Origin of the sequence: Nocardia arseniciresistens, assembly GCF_046764875.1 — a bacterium.
In the GTDB taxonomy this organism is placed as follows: Bacteria; Actinomycetota; Actinomycetes; order Mycobacteriales; family Mycobacteriaceae; genus Nocardia; species Nocardia arseniciresistens.
Map to the genome: position 1 here is coordinate 31917 of NZ_JBKORD010000015.1, position 19110 is coordinate 51026.

Annotated in this window: 13 protein-coding genes and 1 tRNA gene; 1 reads left to right on the plus strand and 13 read right to left on the minus strand. The window is 62.8% G+C overall.

The window, feature by feature from the left end:
• Positions 1-7: 7 nt before the first annotated feature.
• The 4 genes from ACLMAJ_RS26165 to ACLMAJ_RS26180 all read right to left on the minus strand — a co-directional run bounded on the left by ACLMAJ_RS26165 (position 8) and on the right by ACLMAJ_RS26180 (position 3529).
• Positions 8-2329: a hypothetical protein gene (locus tag ACLMAJ_RS26165; protein ID WP_412016486.1), complete on the minus strand. Its 2322-nt coding sequence runs from the start codon at positions 2327-2329 to the stop codon at positions 8-10.
• A gap of 94 nt (positions 2330-2423) precedes the next feature.
• Positions 2424-2786: a hypothetical protein gene (locus ACLMAJ_RS26170; protein WP_412016487.1), complete on the minus strand. Its 363-nt coding sequence runs from the start codon at positions 2784-2786 to the stop codon at positions 2424-2426.
• A 22-nt stretch (positions 2787-2808) separates the two neighbouring features.
• Positions 2809-3150, minus strand: a complete 342-nt coding sequence (locus ACLMAJ_RS26175; RefSeq protein ID WP_412016488.1) for a hypothetical protein — start codon at positions 3148-3150, stop codon at positions 2809-2811.
• 37 nt (positions 3151-3187) lie between these two features.
• Positions 3188-3529, minus strand: a complete 342-nt coding sequence (locus tag ACLMAJ_RS26180) for a hypothetical protein (RefSeq protein ID WP_412016489.1) — start codon at positions 3527-3529, stop codon at positions 3188-3190.
• 420 nt (positions 3530-3949) lie between these two features.
• Between ACLMAJ_RS26180 and ACLMAJ_RS26185 the strand changes: the two genes are divergently transcribed.
• On the plus strand, positions 3950-4804 hold the full coding sequence (locus ACLMAJ_RS26185) for a glycosyltransferase family protein (RefSeq protein ID WP_412016490.1): 855 nt from the start codon (positions 3950-3952) through the stop codon (positions 4802-4804).
• On the opposite strand, the gene ACLMAJ_RS26190 is transcribed toward ACLMAJ_RS26185, so the two are convergent.
• From ACLMAJ_RS26190 to dnaA, 9 genes are all read right to left on the minus strand, one after another.
• On the minus strand, positions 4796-5638 hold the full coding sequence (locus tag ACLMAJ_RS26190; protein WP_412016491.1) for a hypothetical protein: 843 nt from the start codon (positions 5636-5638) through the stop codon (positions 4796-4798). The genes ACLMAJ_RS26185 and ACLMAJ_RS26190 overlap by 9 nt on opposite strands.
• Positions 5639-5860: 222 nt before the next feature.
• Positions 5861-5934: transfer RNA gene (locus tag ACLMAJ_RS26195), tRNA-Ile, on the minus strand.
• 134 nt (positions 5935-6068) lie between these two features.
• A complete protein-coding gene (locus ACLMAJ_RS26200) occupies positions 6069-7220 on the minus strand; it encodes a DUF3566 domain-containing protein (RefSeq protein ID WP_412016492.1) in 1152 nt (383 codons plus the stop codon).
• 38 nt (positions 7221-7258) lie between these two features.
• Positions 7259-9775 carry a DNA gyrase subunit A gene (gyrA, locus tag ACLMAJ_RS26205; RefSeq protein WP_412016493.1) on the minus strand — a complete coding sequence of 839 codons (2517 nt, stop codon included), beginning with the start codon at positions 9773-9775 and terminating at the stop codon, positions 7259-7261.
• Between the two features lie 46 nt (positions 9776-9821).
• Positions 9822-11867 carry a DNA topoisomerase (ATP-hydrolyzing) subunit B gene (gene gyrB / locus ACLMAJ_RS26210; RefSeq protein ID WP_412016665.1) on the minus strand — a complete coding sequence of 682 codons (2046 nt, stop codon included), beginning with the start codon at positions 11865-11867 and terminating at the stop codon, positions 9822-9824.
• A gap of 468 nt (positions 11868-12335) precedes the next feature.
• Complete coding sequence (locus tag ACLMAJ_RS26215) at positions 12336-12905, minus strand: DUF721 family protein (RefSeq protein ID WP_412016494.1); 570 nt, start codon at positions 12903-12905, stop codon at positions 12336-12338.
• 332 nt (positions 12906-13237) lie between these two features.
• Positions 13238-14515 (minus strand): DNA replication/repair protein RecF, encoded by a 1278-nt coding sequence (gene recF / locus ACLMAJ_RS26220; RefSeq protein ID WP_412016495.1) that lies wholly within the window; start codon positions 14513-14515, stop codon positions 13238-13240.
• Between the two features lie 195 nt (positions 14516-14710).
• Complete coding sequence (dnaN, locus tag ACLMAJ_RS26225) at positions 14711-15892, minus strand: DNA polymerase III subunit beta (protein ID WP_412016496.1); 1182 nt, start codon at positions 15890-15892, stop codon at positions 14711-14713.
• Positions 15893-16739: 847 nt separating this feature from the next.
• Positions 16740-18779, minus strand: coding sequence for a chromosomal replication initiator protein DnaA (gene dnaA, locus ACLMAJ_RS26230; protein WP_412016497.1), 2040 nt, complete (start codon positions 18777-18779; stop codon positions 16740-16742).
• Positions 18780-19110 lie beyond the last annotated feature (331 nt).

Sequence of the window (19110 nt, forward strand, 5' to 3'; positions counted from 1 at the left end):
CGACCGCTCAGATCTGCTTGGGTGGCGTAACAGGTGGCGGATTCGTGGGCAGTGTCTGACTCACGGCCGCGGGCGGCGGCGCAGCGGATGCCGGGTCGGGACCAGCGCCATCCAAACCGGTCGGGTGGAAGCGTCCCGTGAGGTCTCCGTACTTTTCGGTCAGCGGCGGTTCGGCGTTGGGATCGAAGGGAACGAGTTCATTGCCGTCCAGGACGAACTTGCCGTTCGCGTTCTCAACGACCATCCCGTAATGCTTCGATCCGTTATGATCCCATTCCAGCACATCACCCGACTTCATCTGGTTGGCGTCATTGACCGCTGCCCATGGATGATCCGATGTCGACGCGCCCGCGGTTCCGTCATATGCGGCTTTCGCGTCGATGGCAGGATTCATTGTCTGATTCTGCAAAGCCTCCGCGATCGTAGAGGAGACCTGCACGGTCGTCTTATCCTTATCCGGCAACTGGAAATCTACCGTCGCACCAGGTGTCGATATCGGCGGTGGGGTACCGGTACCGGCGGGCGCCGTCACACCGGCAGGAGTCGCCTGAGCGGTAGCCGCAGCGGTCCCGGGAGCGGCGGCCTGGGTGGTTTGGGCAGCTTGGGCGGCTCGATTCTCGTTGCGCAGTTTATCGATTTCGCGATCTTTGGCCTCTATACGGCTGTCATTGTTCGCCTGAGTACCCCTGTTTTGATTCCCCTGTCCCATCTGGGACAGTGCCATCAGCATCGAAGGATCTATCGCGGGAGTGGTGGCATTGCCGGTGGTTGCGGTGGTGCCGGTTCCTGACCCGGAACCCGAGTCCTTCTTCAGCGCAGCCTGCACAATTGCGCCGAGGTCGGGGCTGGATGACGTATCGCCACTCCCGCTGCCCACAAGTGACTGTGAAGTGGACATGGAAGAATCGGTGGAACTCGAGAGCAAGTCCTTGTAAAGCGCATCGAGATTCTGGCTCTGGCTGTTGACTGTCTGGACGGATGAAGACTGCTGGGGCGGAACGTAGGGCGGAACATACGGACTTCCAGCAGGCTGAGAAACCGTACTCGCGGAGGCGCTCGCGGAAGCGCTCGCAGACGCACTCGCGGAAGCGCTCGCAGACGCACTTGCAGACGCACTCGCACTCGCGGAAGCACTCGCGGAAGCACTCGGAGCCCCGCTCGCCGAACCACTCACAGGAGTAATCGGGAACGGCAGTTGTGCGGCCATTTCCGTATACGCGATGACCTGATCCGTACAGAATTTGACCGAAAGCCTGATCAGATCATATAGCGGAGCTTCCTCCGCAATATTCTGTATGCCGTCTTCTGTGTATAAAGTTTGGGACGGTTCCTTCTTGTCAGGGTTATCTACCTTGGTACCTTTCAGCGACTTCCATATGTTCTCATGGGTCAGCTGAACATTTTCGTACATTGCACGGTAAGTTGTATAGTTGGCGCGGGAAAGCGTTTCAACCTGATTAACAAACTTGAGATCGCTCTGATTCCATCGATCGTCCAAATTGTTCAAATAGAAGATGACCGAATTGTATGCTTTCGCGGCTTCGCCCGAACCCACACCACGGCCAGCAAGAGTTTTGACGAAGTCGTCGCCGAGATTTGTATCGTGCCAATTTTCGTCTTTGCCTGATGTTGGCGAAATCAAAAGGTCAGGCTTCGTCGTCTGTCCGGTCCCGAGCTGGAATGTCAGGTAGGCAAACTGGCGGTTGGCGAGATCCACGTACGCTTTGAGCTCTGACGAAGGAAGGTTTTTATCATCGGAGGGAGGGAGGCGAATCTGCAGCGGAAAGTCGGAATATTTATCACCCTCTTTTGGAGACCATTTACGACCGAGGAATGTGCGCTGCGCGACCTGTTCAGGGGTTTCCAGCCGCCATATAACGTTGGTGTTGTCAGGGGTATTTCCGGACCACGACTTTCCATCAGCCGAATCGTTGGGTACTTTATCACTGACAGCTATGAGCTGGCCGTCATTGGTCAGAACAAATTGACTCGCTTTTTCGTCATCGTCCCATTCATTATCCCAATCCCCTCCCTTGTTACCCTTTCCGGCGTCTTTACCTGCCCACCATTCATCGTCTTCATCGTTATCTTTGTCGCGAGTCTCGAGCCTTTTCTCGTCAGCCTTGTACCACTCCTTTTCTTCGAAGATAATTTTGTCACCGTTTTTGCCGTTCGAGGTAATCACGGCGCCGGTGGCAACATCTATCGTGACAGTTTTACCATTCTGGAGACCAAACTTGTAATCGCCGTTCGGCGAATAAAGCCAATCCCCCTCGTGCATTTCGTCGCCGGGATTGAGAATCCCGCTTCGATTGTCGGTCATCGGCACGACCCACGATCATACGCTCGCCGGCAAACACTTGGTATCCCGCAAAGTGCCATTAAAATCCTTCTACCACGACATCCATGAATCCATTACGGCCTCATGCCCCGGGTATCGTGCGTCGCACCGAGCCACCGGAATCGATATCGTGAGCCTCGAACGCTGTCGCGCTCACATTCGAGTTGTCGCCTGTCGCCACTCGGCCGTCACCCACCGTGGTAAAGCCAGTTCGACGGCCTGTCATGTACTCATCAGAGAACACTTTGAATGCGTTGGATGCCTGACCGAACGAGTTCTCGAAGCCCCCCTCCCAGTCGGCATCTCCCTCTGCCTTTGTGTAGGCGGGGGCACTGGAGGCGCGGGTGAGATCGCCTTGTTTGCGCAGCTCATGCGGTTCTTGATAGAAGTTCATGACGACGAAGTCTCCATTCGTACCGTTAGATCGATTCTCGTGCATCCCCATTGCTGGGGACCCGCAGTCGGAATCAGAAGTCTCGACCGAACTCGGCCTTCTCCAGTAGGTCGTATTGAGCCGCAGTGGGCATCCCCAGCGAATCCGCCAGGCTGGGCAACGCGCCGTCGTGCAGCAACTCCGCACGTCTACCGACCCGAGACTTCAGGTAGGCCAATCGAGCGGTCCTGACCACCTCGCGGGCAAGCCACTCGTCCGAATTGTCCCAGACCTCGTGGCCGAGATGCAGCCCGACAACCAGCCCGCTGCGATCGCACGCCACCCCGACCGAATAGTCGGGGTTGAACACCTCGTAGATCAGATTTTGCCAGTCGGGTGGCGCCTCGGCACGGCCCGCAGTCTCCAGATCTGTCACCGCATCACTCCTGGACTTCGTCGATCGAGTCGACGAGCTATGGACGCGGCCACGGTACCGTCGGCAGGGTCGTCTCGCGGATGACATTCTTGTGCTGTCGCAGCGCATCGACGGTGCTGTCGTGGATCGCCGCCATGATGTCGGCTACCAGCGCCTCGCTGCTCCCGGAATTCGCAATCGTGCCAGGTGAGATGTACAGATCAGTAAGTCGGCCCACCCCGTCTACTTCCGGGATTACCCGGGAGCTGGGCGAGGGACGCCGAGCACGTATCTGGTCGACGCGCTCGAGCATCTCATCGATAGCATGCTCCACCGCTTTACCGGTTTTGATCGCCAAAGCGGTGTCGGGATGTAGATGGCGCGCCCAGTTCTCCGCCACGATTACCGCGCTCCGGGCCCGACATGGACCATCACCTGTGTGGCGGAGCGCAGACCCGGCGACATCAGCCGACGTATGCCACTCCTCGAAGTCATCTGGTGCGTGGTTGGGTCGACGCCTTGCTCTTCCTGCATACCGCCTCCTCTCATGGGATGGTACGGTTCTCGTTCTTCACCCCGCCTTGATACTTCCCATGTCTGAGAAGATTGGCATGTGGCTTCCTCTGCCCCATCACACCGCGCGACGGGCGCGGGCGGTCACTAGCGGAGCCTCGAAAGCTGGGCTGAAGCCGAGAACGACATCCAGGCCACTGCCCTACCGCGTGAGACGTCCCTCCCCTGACGGTTGACAGATGTACTGTCGCTCAATGGTTTCTGCACTGAACGTGCACAGCTCGGTCATCGACCCGATATCGGTCTCATGACCGAGTACGCGGTGACAATCATGGTGGCGCCGGGAAATCCGCACTGGCAGGCATTTTCGGAGGTCGCCGAGACGGTGTGCGTCGCGCTGAACATGCTGGGCCATGACTGCGTGCTCACACACGAGGTGAACATTCCCGGCCGCAGGCACATCTTCTTCGGCGCGCGCGGACCTCACCGGCACCTGATCCCCGATGACTCGATCCTTTACAACATGGAACCAATACACCCTGAGGCATGGCAGGTCGACGACGGTGTACTCGACCTGCTGCGCACTCACCTGACGTGGGACTACAGCACTTCCAACATCACCGCACTGAAAGAGCATGGGATACGCGGCGTTCAGCATGTTCCGGTCGGCCATGTCGACGAGCTGGAACGGATTCCCGTTGTCGAAGAAGAAGACATCGATGTGCTGTTCATAGGTGGGGCCAACCACCGCAGGATGCTGCCGATCACCGCCCTGCGGATCCTCGGCGTGAACGCGCAGACACACTTCGGCGTCTATGGACCTGAGCGGGATCTGCTCTACGCACGTGCCAAGATCGTGCTGAACCTGCACGCCTTCCAGGGGCAGGCGTTCGAGATAGTCCGGGTCTCCTACCTTCTCGCCAACGGTCGTTTCGTCGTATCGGAAACCGCCGACGCGGCGGAGACGGCGGGGCTCGAATCGTCGGTCGCCTTCAGCGGCTACAACAGACTCGTCGACACCTGCATGCACTATCTCGAGGAGCCGACCGAGCGCGCACGCCGTGCACGGGCCGGGCGGGCGATCATGCGAGCAAGGCCTGCGGTCGAATATGTTCGGCGTGCGCTCGATGCGCAGCTGCCGACCGAGCTGAACCTACGGTGACCTGGATGCCGTGGTGCGACTCGTCGCGAGAATGCGTAGCAGTGTCATGTTCCGATTGGAGGCGTGATGCACGATCGGGAACAGCTCCCCACTCGCTGTTTTGACTCCGTCGGCATCAATAGTCGGCCGGGGCTCCATCGACCGCGTACGGGATCCCTTGTCGTGGCGAGGTTCGGCCAACGTACCGGCCCGGCAGGCGAAGCCATCCTCCTGACCGACGATTTGTACAGTCGACCGATACGGCTCCATCGCTAGTAGCACGTTGTAGGCACTCTGGTCGGCATGAGATACTGCGGACGATCTCGCGACCATCGAAATCGCCAGGCACAGATCAGCGATGGCCGTTGCTTCGCCGGCGAGAATTCCGACGTTGCACACCATATTCGACAGCATGCGGTCGGCATGGACAGGGAACTCGTTGCGGAGGTTGCTCTGTGCCCGGATCCCGTCGCCATATCGGATGCCTTCGCTCACCGCGAGGAACGGCTTCGTCAGGTTGCTTTCCAGCCACATCGTCGGATCGGACTGGAAGAAGACGTCTCCGACATCGGCCACAATCGCGTACCTCAGGAACCGGCCCAACATTCCGAGCACAGTGGAGATGTCCGCGAATCGGTCATTGGCCAGGTCCGCACGGCGCGACATACCAATGACGTGGAATCCGACGGATTGCAGCATGCAGATGACAATGGCCCTGTCCGGATCGTCGTCGTAGACGATAAAGACGCACGGACCTGCGAAGCCTGACTCGAGCAGGCTCAGAGCCCAGCTGCTGATCTGCTGCCAGCCGTGGCCATCGGCGACCCCGATGACAATATCCTTCTTGTCCGCCACAACGGAATCCGTCACTCCAACCAGTTCGGCCCAGTCGACCCGCGTGCCCATTGTGGCGTCTCACCACTCTTGGGGACAGCTTCCCGCACACACGTCGTCGGACATTGTGACTCGAGCAGCAGGGGCCGCCGGTTTCCTGGACCTGAACCAAGCGAGGTCTTATCGAATGCGACCTTTGCCGACGTTGAATGAGTACTGTGACTCGAAACTGCGAGATGTAGGTGGGCCTAGGAGGACTTGAACCTCCGACCTCTTCGTTATCAGCGAAGCGCTCTAACCGCCTGAGCTATAGGCCCTCAACCTGTCCGGAATCCCCCGTCGAAACTGTGAACCGGAACGAGGCACGAGATTACCCTACCGGCCTGCTGAAGACCAAAACGGCCGGTAGCGGCCCCGTGCGGGTGCTACCGGCCGTGCTGGAAATCCGGTGCTAGTCGGGGTCGGCCAGGGTTATCTGGATGCCGCCGACGAGGTCGCAGCACTGGTTGTAGATGAAGGTGCCGACAGTCGCCAGCGCGGTGAAGAGCACCACGTTGATCAGACCGATGACACCGGCATAGCCGAAGACAGTGCCCGCGTCGATCATCCCGGCCGAACCGCTGTCCTGCGACACCATATCGGTGAAGGTGTTGTTGAGCCGCTCCCACACACCCATGCCCTCGAGCACGATATAGAGCAGACCGACGGCGAGCATCCACACGAAGAACATGGCCACGCTGATCACCAGCGAGATCTTCAGCGTTGACCACGGGTCGATCCTGCGGATCTGCACGGTCGCCCGCAGCGGCTCGCCGGAGGCGACGGCCGCGGCCACCGCGACAGGGACCGCGGGCGAGATGGGCGGCTTCGCACCGGTCGCCTCCATCGGCGGCAGCGGATGCCGGATATCGGAGAGGTCCGGCATGTCCTTGATCAGCTCTGGCCGTGCGATGCTGCGCGTCGGTCCGTCGATGCCGACCGACTTCACCATCGCCGCTTCCTTGCGTGCCGCCTTGGCCGCGAGGTCGGTAGTGGTACGTGCGTTGGTCGCACCACCACCGAGTCCACCACTACCGAGGCCGCCACCGTTGCCGCCACCGAGGCTGCCCGACCCGGTGTTGGGACGACCGGTCACCGGCGCCTGGCCGGGGCGGTACAGGTTGGACTGCGGTTCCCGTTGCGGCAACTGCCCCCAACCGTCCTGCTGGTAGGGCGATTGGCCGCCACCGTTGCCGCCACCGTTGCCGGCGGCCTGGTCGCCACCGCTCTGCTGCGGTGGCTCTTGGGAGTTGTTCATCCGCGCCGTCGACTGGTCGAACGATCCTGGCCGCTCGGCGCCGGAGTTCTTCTCCTGCGCCGGCTGCTGCGGTGCCCCTTGCTGCGGTGCCCCTTGCTGCGGACTCCCCTGCTTGGGTGCGAAATCGCTCTGTTGGTTGGACATTTCGTGCGACTGGGCACCACCCTGTGGGCCACCCTGCTGCCCGTTCTCGGCCGAGGCGACCGGCCGCTGGATCGGCCGTGGCGGAATCGGTGACGGTGCAATCCGTTCGGTCACGCCGTTCGTCTGGTGCCGCTCGTCATTCGGCTGATTCGGAGTGGTCAATGGGAATCCTTAGATCCGTTCGTTGCCGCCGCTGTGGATTACTGCTCGGGTGAACCGGTGGTGTTGTCGTCGCCGTCGACCAATTCGGGCTCGTCGGCATTGCGTGCGATAGCAAGCAAGGTATCCCCATCGCCGAGGTTCATCAATCGCACGCCCTTGGTCTGTCGTCCAGCCTTGCGAACCTGCTTCGACAACGTCCGGATAACTCCGCCGCCGGACGTGATCGCATACAACTCGTCGTCGTCATCGACGATGAGCGCACCGACCAGGGTGCCACGCTTGATGTCGTACTGGATAGTCAATACACCTTTACCACCGCGACCTTGCGCGGTGTACTCCTCGATCGCGGTGCGCTTGGCGTAACCGCCGGAGGTCGCGACCAGCAGATAGGTGTCCGCGCGAACCACGTTGAGCGACAACAGCTCATCGTCGGTGTTGAACCGCATGCCCTGCACACCGGAGGTGGCGCGACCCATCGGACGCAGTGCCTCGTCGGTCGCCGAGAACCGGATGGACTGACCATGCGCCGAAACCAGCAGCAGGTCGTCGTCGGCCGAACACAGCACGGCGCCGACCAGTTCGTCATCGTCGCGCAGGTTCACCGCGACGATGCCGCCGCTGCGGTTGGAGTCGAAGTCCGAGAGCTTGGACTTCTTGACCAGGCCATTCCTGGTTGCGAGCACCAGATATGGGGCGTCTTCGTAGCCCTTGATCTGGATGATCTGGGCGATCTTCTCATCCGGCTGGAATGCGAGCAGGTTGGCAACGTGCTGACCGCGCGCCGTCCGGCTGGCCTCGGGCAGCTCGTAGGCCTTGGCACGGTAGACCCGGCCCTTGTTCGTGAAGAACAGCAGCCAATCGTGCGTCGAGCTGATGAAGAAGTGCTTGACGATGTCGTCCTGCTTGAGCCCCGCGCCCTGCACACCCTTGCCGCCGCGCTTCTGGCTGCGGTACAGATCGGTCTTGGTGCGCTTGGCGTAGCCCGTCTCGGTGACGGTGACGACCACGTCCTCGCGGGCAATGAGATCCTCGTCGGCCATATCGCCGTCGTTGGCCACGATCTTGGTGCGCCGCTCGTCGCCGTACTTCTCGACGATCTCCGACAGTTCCTCGCGCACGATCGCGCGCTGGCGCTCCGGCTTGGCGAGAATGTCCTTGAAGTCGGCGATCTCGACCTCGATCTTGGCCAACTCGTCGATGATCTTCTGGCGTTCCAGGGCAGAGAGCCTGCGCAACTGCATATCGAGGATGGCGGTGGACTGGATCTCGTCGATATCCAGCAACTGCATCAGGCCGGTGCGCGCAGTGTCGGTGTTGGCCGAACGCCGGATCAGCGCGATGACCTCGTCGAGCACATCGAGCGCCTTGACGAGGCCGCGCAGGATATGGGCCCGTTCCTCCGCCTTGCGCAACAGGTATTTCGTGCGCCGGATGATGACTTCCAACTGGTGCTCGACGTAGTACCGGATCATCTGATCCAGGCGCAGCGTGCGCGGCACGCCGTCGACGATCGAGAGCATGTTCGCACCGAAGCTGGTCTGCAGCTGGGTGTGCTTGTAGAGGTTGTTCAGCACCACCTTGGCCACGGCGTCGCGCTTGATGGTGACCACGATCCGCATACCCGCGCGGTCCGAAGACTCGTCGTGGATGTCGGAGATGCCCGCGATCTTGCCGTCCTTCACCTGCTCCGCGATGGCGTTGATGAAGTTGTCGGTATTGACCTGGTAGGGCAGCTCGGTGATGACGATCGTGGTGCGACCGCGGTTGTCCTCTTCGATCTCGACAACACCGCGCATACGGATCGAACCGCGACCGGTGGTGTAGGCGTCGTGGATGCCCTGACCACCGACGATGAGGCCGTAGGTCGGGAAGTCCGGCCCCTTGACCCGCTCCATGCAGGCGGCGAGGGTGGACTCTTCGTCGGCTTCGAAGTTCTCCAGCGCCCAGTAGATCGCGTCCGCGAGCTCGGTGAGGTTGTGTGGTGGGATGTTGGTCGCCATGCCGACCGCGATGCCGTTGCTGCCGTTCATCAACAGCGCGGGCACCCGGGCGGGCAGCACGGTCGGCTCCTGCGAGCGACCGTCGTAGTTCGCTACGAAATTGACCGTCTCATGGTCGATTTCGCGCAGCATCTCCATGGCCAGCGGCGTCAGGCGGCACTCGGTGTAACGCATGGCGGCCGCGCCGTCGTTGCCACGCGAGCCGAAGTTGCCCTGACCGTCGACGAGTGGGTAGCGCAGCGACCACGGCTGCGCCATCCGGACGAGGGTGTCGTAGATCGAAGTGTCGCCGTGCGGGTGGTAGTTACCCATGGTCTCGGCGACCGGTCGCGCGGACTTCACATAGCCGCGGTCGGGCCGGTACCCGTTGTCGTACATCGCATACAGCACCCGGCGGTGCACCGGCTTGAGGCCGTCGCGCACCTCGGGCAGCGCGCGGCCGACGATCACGCTCATCGCGTAATCGATGTAGCTGTTCTGCATTTCGTTCTGGATATCGACCGGCTCGATCCGGTCACCCGCTCCGCCGTTGGGTGGCAGCGTGGTTTCAGTCATCTAACAGTCTCCTTTGGAACCGAACGTGGAATGGGCGTCACGTCGGTTACACGTCGAGGAAGCGAACATCCTTGGCATTGCGGGTGATAAAGCTGCGACGCGCCTCGACGTCCTCACCCATCAGAATGGAGAACAGCTCATCGGCCGCCGCCGCATCGTCCAAAGTGACCAGCTTCAGCACACGCACCGAGGGATCCATCGTGGTCTCCCACAACTCCTTGGCATTCATCTCACCAAGACCCTTGTAGCGCTGAACACCGTCTTCCCTGTTGATCTTCTTACCCGAGGCGAGACCCGCCTCCATCAAACCGTCACGCTCCTTGTCGGAGTAAGCGAACTCCGGCTCCGAGCGCTGCCACTTGAGCTTGTACAACGGCGGCTGCGCCAGATACACATGTCCGTGCTCGACCAACGGCCGCATGAACCGGAACAACAACGTCAGCAGCAACGTCGAAATGTGCTGACCATCCACGTCGGCATCGGCCATCAACACGATCTTGTGATACCGCAGCTTGGCGATATCGAACTCGTCGTGGATGCCGGTACCGAAGGCGGTGATGATCGACTGGACCTCGTTGTTCTTCAGCACACGGTCGATACGCGCCTTCTCGACATTGATGATCTTTCCGCGCAACGGCAGGATCGCCTGATACATCGAGTCGCGCCCGGATTTCGCCGAGCCGCCGGCGGAGTCGCCCTCCACGATGTAGATCTCGGACTTACTCGGATCCTTGGACCGGCAATCAGCCAACTTGCCAGGCAAGCCACCGAGGTCGGTCGCGCTCTTGCGGCGCACCAACTCGCGCGCCTTACGCGCCGCGACCCTGGCCTGCGCGGACGAAACCGCCTTGTTCACAATGGTCTTCGCGTCGGCCGGATTGGCCTCGAACCAGTGCGATAGGTGTTCGTTGCATGCCCGCTGCACGAATGACTTCACCTCGGTATTGCCGAGCTTGGTCTTGGTCTGGCCCTCGAACTGCGGCTCGCTGACCTTCACGCTCACGATGGCGGCCAGGCCCTCACGGATGTCTTCACCGGTGAGGTTGGCCTCCTTCTCCTTGAGCAGCCGCTTGTCCTTGGCGTACTTGTTGACCACCGTGGTCAGCGCCGCACGGAAGCCCTCTTCGTGCGTGCCGCCCTCGTGGGTGTTGATGGTGTTTGCGAAGGTGTGCACCGACTCCGAGTACCCGGAGTTCCACTGCATGGCAACCTCGAGCTCGTGCCCGGTGCCCTTGCCGGTGAAACCGACGACCGAATTGTGGATCGCCTGCTTGGTGCGGTTGATGTGCCGGACGAAATCCACCAGCCCACCGGGATAGTGGTAGATGCGCTTCTTCACCTTGTGCACAACGGGCTCGGCCGCAGCGCCCGGCTCGGCGTGCTTGGGCGCCTCGGCGGTCTCGCTGACGACCTCATCGACGACGTCGGCGTCGGTGACGCGTTCGTCGGTGAGTGTGATGGTCAGCCCCTTGTTCAGGAACGCCATCTCCTGCAGCCGGCGGGCGACCGTCTCGAAGTTGTAGGTGGTTGTTTCGAAGATATCCGGATCGGCCCAGAACCTGATCGTGGTGCCGGTTCGCTTGGTCGAGTCGCCCTGCACCAGTTTGCCGGGGATGGAGTCCTTGTAGGTCTGGCTCCAGTGGTGACCGTCGCGGTCGATCTCCGCCTCGAGGCGGGTGGAGAGCGCGTTCACCACCGAGATACCGACGCCGTGCAGACCACCGGACACCGCATAGGAGTCGGAGTCGAACTTGCCACCTGCGTGCAGCTGCGTCATGACCACTTCGATGGTCGGAACGCCCTGCGCGTGCATGGCCACCGGGATACCGCGGCCATCGTCGACGACCTCGACACCGCCGTCGGCCAGCAACGTGACCTCGACCTTCGATGCGTATCCCGCCATCGCCTCGTCGACAGAGTTGTCGACAACTTCCTGGACCAGGTGATGCAGGCCGCGCTCGCCGGTGGAGCCGATGTACATACCCGGGCGCTTACGGACCGCCTCGAGCCCTTCGAGGACCGTGATAGAGGAGGCACCGTAGTCCTGCTTGCCCGATGTCGCGTTGGTCGAGCCCGATTCGTTGGAGTCCATGGCAGCCACTGGTCGGTAGCTCTCCTTACTTGCTGATCCTCGGCACAGCGGTCGGATAGCACACGTGGGGCCCGGTCTTGTCTGCTCGAGATCAGGGGTCCACGCGCGGGCTGTGCCGAACGCGCCGAAGGTATCGCCGCTAGTTACGCCACCATCCTACTGGTAGACCCAAGCCACAATGCACCTACGACACCCCTGACGGCTCCGTGGATGCGAGAAATCGAATGACGACGGGTCCGTTCCGCCTCCCGAGGGTTTCAATCCATCTCGGCTGCCCTGAGAGTTGCCGCCCGTGACCCGGCCTCGCCGTCGTTTCGTCCATCGTTGTTCGGGACCGGAATTCGGTTGCCGCGAAGCGGCTGGAATCGGTTACTCCTCCGGTGAACCCGATGAACAGTTTCACGTGGAACGGTCTCGACGAAGCAGGTACGCCGACGAAGTCCGCCCCTGAAGCCGCGCAAGAGCCGCCTACCCGTAGGTGTCCCTCGGCCCGCGACCTTTGACGTGCCGTTCCCCTTTGCGCCAGCTCGGGGCCGCAGGGCCCGAGATGCGCACCGAGGTGACAACCCCCTGGCCGACCGCGGCATTGATCTTCGCGAGGATCTGCGCCTGCAGCATGCGCAGCTGCGTCGCCCATGCGGTCGATTCCGCGGCGATGCTGAGTACGCCGTCCTTCAGTGTCATCGGCGTGGCATGGGAGGCGATATCGTCACCGACGACGCTGGACCAGCGGCCGAGAACCATCCCTTCGGCGACTTTCGTCGACCAGCCGCGATTCTTGGCGATCGATCCGGTCAGCCGACCGAGTGTCTGCGGATCACGCTCGTCCGGCCGCGCGCCCGACCATCCGGAGCGACGCCTACCCCCGGCCCGCAGGTTCCTGCGCGGCGACGCGCGGCCCTGCCCTACCGACTTACCGCTGGCCTTGGCTGCCGCGCGGGCCTCCTCGAGTGCCCGCCTGGCCAGATCTACTCCGCGTAGCTCCTGCTCCGCACCGGGTTCCGGCGCGGGGGTGCCCTGCTCAGGCTGATCGCTCATCGACCTGCTCCGTTCGCACGCACTTGCTTTGTCCCCAGCTTTGTTCACTTTGTCCCCAAGCCGACGGCTTGCGCTTGTACGGCAAAGGATTCCGCGGCCGAATGCCCCGATAAGGGTGTCGGCCACCACATTCCACGCCCATCTCGGCGTTTTTCTCGTTGTCGAGCATCGGCCGATACCGCGGTGGGCCGGTGCACACCGGCCCGTGAAACGGCTGGCCCGGCCGATTTATCCACAAGTGTCGATAGTCGGGCCGAGCTGTTCGCGGCGACGACAGCACCTCCGACGCATGGTCACTGTACGGGAGCACACCGACAGATGCCGGTAGCCCGTCATCCGGTCGCGGACGAGCTACCTGGACTGTTTCCGACGTCGTCGGCAGCACCCGCTGGCTCGGCCGGCGGCGGCTCGACCGACTCCGCCACGGGATCGATGATCCGGGAGATCCGACCGTCCGCACCGCCGCTGGTTTCCACTCGCAACGGCACCGCCGCCAGTTCCGCGGGCACGTCCTCCGGCACGGCCGCGGTGATCAACACCTGCTCGGCGCCCGCGGCCACCTCCGCGAGTGCGGTGCGCCTGCGTCGGTCGAGTTCGGCGAAGACATCGTCGAGCAGCAATACCGGCTCTGGCCCGGTGGCACGCAACAGTTCGAACGCGGCGAGGCGAAGGGCAAGGGCGAACGACCATGATTCGCCGTGGCTGGCGAATCCCTTGGCAGGTGCGCTACCGAGCATCAGCTCGAGGTCGTCGCGGTGCGGGCCGACCAGGCAGACGCCGCGCTCCAACTCTTTCGGCCGCGCCGCCGCCAGTTCCCGCAGCATGATCGCCTCCAATGCCTCGGTGTCGGCGGGCAGCGGCGCACGTGCCGGATCGAGGAATTCCGGCGGCAGCGTTGCACTGCGGTAACCGATTGTGGCGGGCCGTGATTCGGGAGCGATCGACGCATAGGACTGTGCGAGATAGGGATACAGGTCGTGTACCAGCCGCAGGCGTTCAGCGAGCAGCATCGAGGCGTGGGTGGCCAGATGCCCGTCCCAGACGTCGAGAGTGGTCAGTTCGGTGTTCGAACCGGAGGCCGATCCCCGCGATCGTCCTTGTCTCCCCGCGGTTTTCAGCAGCGCGGACCGCTGCCGCAGCACTCGGTCGTAGTCGGCACGGACCGCGGCGAGCCGAGGCAGCCTCGCTGTGCACAACTCGTCCATGAACCGCCTGCGCTCGCCGGGATCGCCGCGCACAAGCGCGAGATCCTCCGGCGCGAACAGCACCGTCTGAAGGATGCCGAGAATCTCGCGCGGCCTCCGCACCGGTGACCGGTTGATCTGACCTCGGTTGGCGGTGCCCTGATTCAGTTCCAGATCGATCCGGAGCTGGCGGCCCGCGTTCACGACGGTCGTGCCGATCCTGGCGCGCTCGGCACCGATCCGAATCAGCGGCGCATCGGCGGCGACCCGATGCGAACCGAGTGTGGCGAGGTAGCCGATCGCCTCGAGCAGGTTCGTCTTGCCGTTGCCGTTCGAGCCGAGGAAGACTGTTCGACCTGGGGATAATTCGAGTTCCGCGTGCTCCCAGGACCGGAAATCGCGCAGCGACAGCGCACTGATGAACACGGTCTACCCCGACTCGAGCATCATCGTTGCTGGTAGAGGCCCCAGAGTTGGTCGAGGCCGCGAGAACGACGAATGAGTTGGCGGCCGATCACACCCTGTGGATGAACTGTGGATAGATTGCGCCCCCGTGAGGTTCGAACCATGCGACGCTGTCGCTCGCGCCGGAGCGCACGGCACCCGATCATGCACAGACGCTCAGCCCGGAAGCCGAACCGGCATCAGCAGGTAGGTGTACACGCTTTCGAGTGCGACGAAGGCGCCCGACTCGAGCACCTTCGGCTCTTCGTCACTGGCCGGCAGCAGCACCGCGGGACGGCTCGGTGTGGTGAACCCGAAGGTGACCCGGTCGGTGTGCAGCGCGGACAATCCGTCGATGAGGTAGCCGGGATTGAATGCGATGGTGAGCGATTCGCCACGGAAGTCGGCCTCGAGCCACTCCTCGGCGCGTCCCGCGTCGTCGCCGCCCGCGGCAAGCATCACGCCCTCACTGGAGAACTCCAGGCGTACCTGAGCGCCGCGCTCGGCGACAAGGGCGACACGTTTGATGGCCTCGGTCAACGTCGCTACCTGGAGGGTGGCAATCGAGGTGTGTTCCTTCGGCAGCAGCTGACGGAATTTGGGGAACTCGGCATCCAACAGCCGGGTCGTGGTCCGCCGACCCGCGTTCACGATGCCGAGCAGACCATCCGAACCCGATCCGGAGCCGGTGCCGAGCGACAGCTGAACCGGGGCATCGGAGGTGCCCAGCGTCTTCGCGGCTTCCGAAAGCGTCCGCGCGGGGATGAGAACCGAGGTCTCGATATCGGTTCGGGCAGGCTGCCATTCGATGTGCCGGACTGCGAGCCGGAACCGGTCGGTGGCCGCGAGCACCACCTTGGATCCCTCGATCTCGACCCTGATGCCGGTGAGCATGGGCAGGGTGTCGTCGCGACCCGCGGCGACAGCGACCTGACCGACGGCCTCGGAGAAGACCTCGACGCTCAGTTCACCGGTCTGCTGGGGCACCTCGGGAAGCTGGGGGTAATCCTCGACCGGCATGGTTGGTAGCGAGAACTTCGCACTGCCACAGGCGATCAACACCCGCGTGCCGTCGAGCGATACGTCGACGGGTTTGTTGGACAGCGCCTTTGTGATGTCCGCGAGCAGTCGGCCGGAGACCAGCACCTGGCCCGGACCCGCGACCTCGGCCGCGACCCGCATCTGCGCTGACACCTCGTAGTCGAAGCCGGAGACGGTGAGCCCGCCCTCATCGGCAACGAGCAGCACACCACCGAGCACCGGGACGGGAGGCCGCGACGGGAGGCTACGCGCCACCCACGCAACGGATTCGGCGAAGTCTTCTCGTGCGACCCGAAACTTCATGCCTGCAAGCTCCATCGCCCGATCTGTCCTCTCCCGGTTCCGTGATCTATCTCGGCTCGTCAGTCTTCGAACGGGGTGTTGCTGAATCGGCCGCCTGAAAAGTCTGGCACAGGTGACCGACACCAAACCGTACTCGTGTGGGGCACCGGAACCTAGTCCGACCCTCCGAGCCGATCAACCGAGTACTCATCCGGCTCGGAGTGCGGCCGCACGGAAGTCATCGATGTCCGAGCCGAGTCCGCGCGGTCTGTGGATCGGTCCCGGTTCATGTCCTTGCCCGCTTTCGAGCTAGTGGCTCGGAGGCGACGCTCACCAACGGACTTTCCACACACCCTCTTTTGAAGAGAGTTCTCTAAGGAGAAGAACTGAAGTAGTAGTAGGCACTGTGGAATCTGTGGACCGAGGCCGTTTTCGCAGGTCCGAGGGTGTGGTGCCGTGGGGATGGACATGGGGTGACTCGAGGATGAACCGGAGGGGTCTGTGGAAGCTCCGAAGTTGTTCGAGATCCATCCTCGAGTGCTCCTCGAGTTGTTCCACCAAATTCACCCTGTTGTTCACACGTGTGCACCGATACGTGGACAACTCGAGGAATCCTCGAGGACTCAACAGGGAATCCTCGAGTGGTCCACAAGCCGCTGACCGAGTACCGCGCTGGTCAGAGTCTGTGAGTAACGGTCGCTGTGCAAACTGTGGAATCCACCCCTGTTAGTACCGCCGCCGGACCCGCTCCCCCAGCCTGTGCACGAACCAGTGCACAACTCGGAGTTTCCTCGAGGACTCCACAGGGATTCCTCGAGGAATCCACAGGCCACAAAAAAGCACCGCCCCAGTTCAGGGGCGGTGCGGGGTTGTTAGTACCTGGTCAGCGCGAACGTTGTTTAATTCGGGCTGTTAGTTCTTGCACCTGGTCGTAGACCCGGCGTCGCTCGGTCATCTCCTTGCGCACTTTCTTGTCCGCGTACATGACCGTGGTGTGGTCGCGGCCGAAGGCCTGACCGATCTTCGGCAGCGACAGATCGGTGAGCTCGCGGCACAGATACATCGCGATCTGCCGCGCCTGGGCGAGCGGCCGGGCCTTGCCCGGCCCCGTCAGCTCCTCGAGCGTGGTGTTGAAGTACTCGGCGGTGACGGCCATGATCGTCGCGGCGTTGATCTCCAGGGTCGCGGTGTCGGGCATCAGATCACGCAGCACGACCTCGGCAAGCGGCAGATTCAAGGGCTGACCGTTCAATGAGGCGAACGCGGTCACCCGGATCAGCGCACCCTCCAGCTCGCGGATGTTGCGCTCGACCCGCCCTGCGATCAGCTCCAGAACGTCGTGCGGCACGTCGAGCCGGTCCATCCGTGCCTTTTTCCGCAGGATCGCGATGCGCGTCTCCAACTCCGGCGGCTGCACATCGGTGATCAGGCCCCACTCGAACCGTGTGCGCAGCCGTTCCTCCAGGGTGGCCAGCTGCTTGGGCGGCCGGTCCGAGGAGACCACGATCTGTTTGTTGGCGTTGTGCAGGGTGTTGAAGGTATGGAAGAACTCCTCCTGGATACCTTCCTTACCCTCGATGAACTGGATGTCGTCGACGAGCAGAATGTCGGTCTCGCGGTAGCGGCGCTTGAAGGCGACCTTGCGGTCGTCGCGCAGGCTGTTGATGAAGTCGTTGGTGAATTCTTCGGTCGAGACGTACTTCACCCGCATGCCGGGAAACAGCCGCTGGGCGTAGTGGCCCGCCGCGTGCAACAGGTGGGTCTTGCCCAGACCCGAAGCTCCCCAGACGAACAGTGGGTTATAAGCCCTGGCAGGCGCCTCGGCGATGGCCACGGCCGCGGCGTGCGCGAAGCGGTTGGACGCGCCGATCACGAATGTGTCGAAGGTGTACTTCGCATTGAGGCTGGCCGAGGAGTTGGACTGGGCCGGGGATTCCTGGGTCTTGGTGAAGTAGGTCGGCCAGGAGTTACGGACGTTGACGACGGGTTCGTCGTCGTGGTCGCGTTGATTGTCGGAAATCTGCTCGCGCGGCATCTGCTCGCGGACCGATTCGTGCGCGGCGGCGATCGCGGGATCCTCGTTAGGGCCGCCCTCGCGCATCGGGGACCTGGACGGTCCGCGCATCGGCGCCGGTCCGGGCTCGGGGGTGAACAGCGACTCCTGCCCGGGTGGGATGGAATCGCGGCGCGGCGGCATCCCGGGCTCCCTGCGCTGCGCGGGCATCACCGCAGGTGTGGGAGGACCTTGGCCTTCCCTGTGCGCGGCTTGGCTCGAGTAGTCGCCGCGGTTCGGGTACTCCTCCTGGTGGTAGTCGCCGTTGGGTGTGTACTCGGCGGAGGGTGCGTACTCCTGTGACGGCGCGTACTCGGGTTCGTAGTTTTGACCGGGGTAGTCCGACGTCGGCGCGTAGTCGTTGGACTGTGCGGCGTAGTCGTTGGGCGCGGCCTGGTAGTCGTTCTGGGGGGCCGGGTATTCGTTCTGAGGGGCGTAGCGCGGCGCCTGATAGTCACTACGGCCGGGATAGTCGGCCGACGGATAACCGGTTGGCCCGCGTCCCGCATCCCTGCTGCGCTCCGGCCTGCTGGTCATCCGCGCGTGGCGGGCCGAATTGCCGGGTCGCTCGGACGGTTGATTGGTCGGTGCGGCGATACGGACGCCGAGCCCTTCCACCTGGGGACCGAGGCGCCGGGCCAGCGAGCGCAGGATCGGTTCGCGCAGATCGCGTTCGATGGCCTCCTGAGCCAGCGACGAGGGCACCGAGAGCAGGGCGAATCCCTGGGCCACCGTCAGCGGCTTGACCAGCTTCAGCCAGGCCTGCTGCGCTCGGGTCACCGGTGGGATGGCACCATCGGGTGAGCCGGTGGTGAGCTCGGCAACCACCTCGGGCCACACCGTGGCCAACACGTTCTGCTCGTCGTCCATGCAATTTCCTCCCCGGAAGTAGGCGATAGGAGCAGACGGCCGGGGTACGTGGGCAGCTACCGGAGAAGGTAGATTTTGATGATCCCGCGTACGTCCGTTAGGTTCGGACGCTGCCCCGGATTCCCCTGTCCCGGGCGGCGACGTGGCACCGTCGGCTCTACGAATATGCCACTCCAGGGGTCTTTCCACACAATTATCCACAGATGTGGAGAACTCTGGGGAAATGTGAAACGCGCTCGTATTCTGCCATGACAAGGCTGGGACCTGCGGCTCTGTGGCAATCATCTAGCTACCGGCGTGGCTACATGCCGGTTCGTGGCTAGGGGTGTGG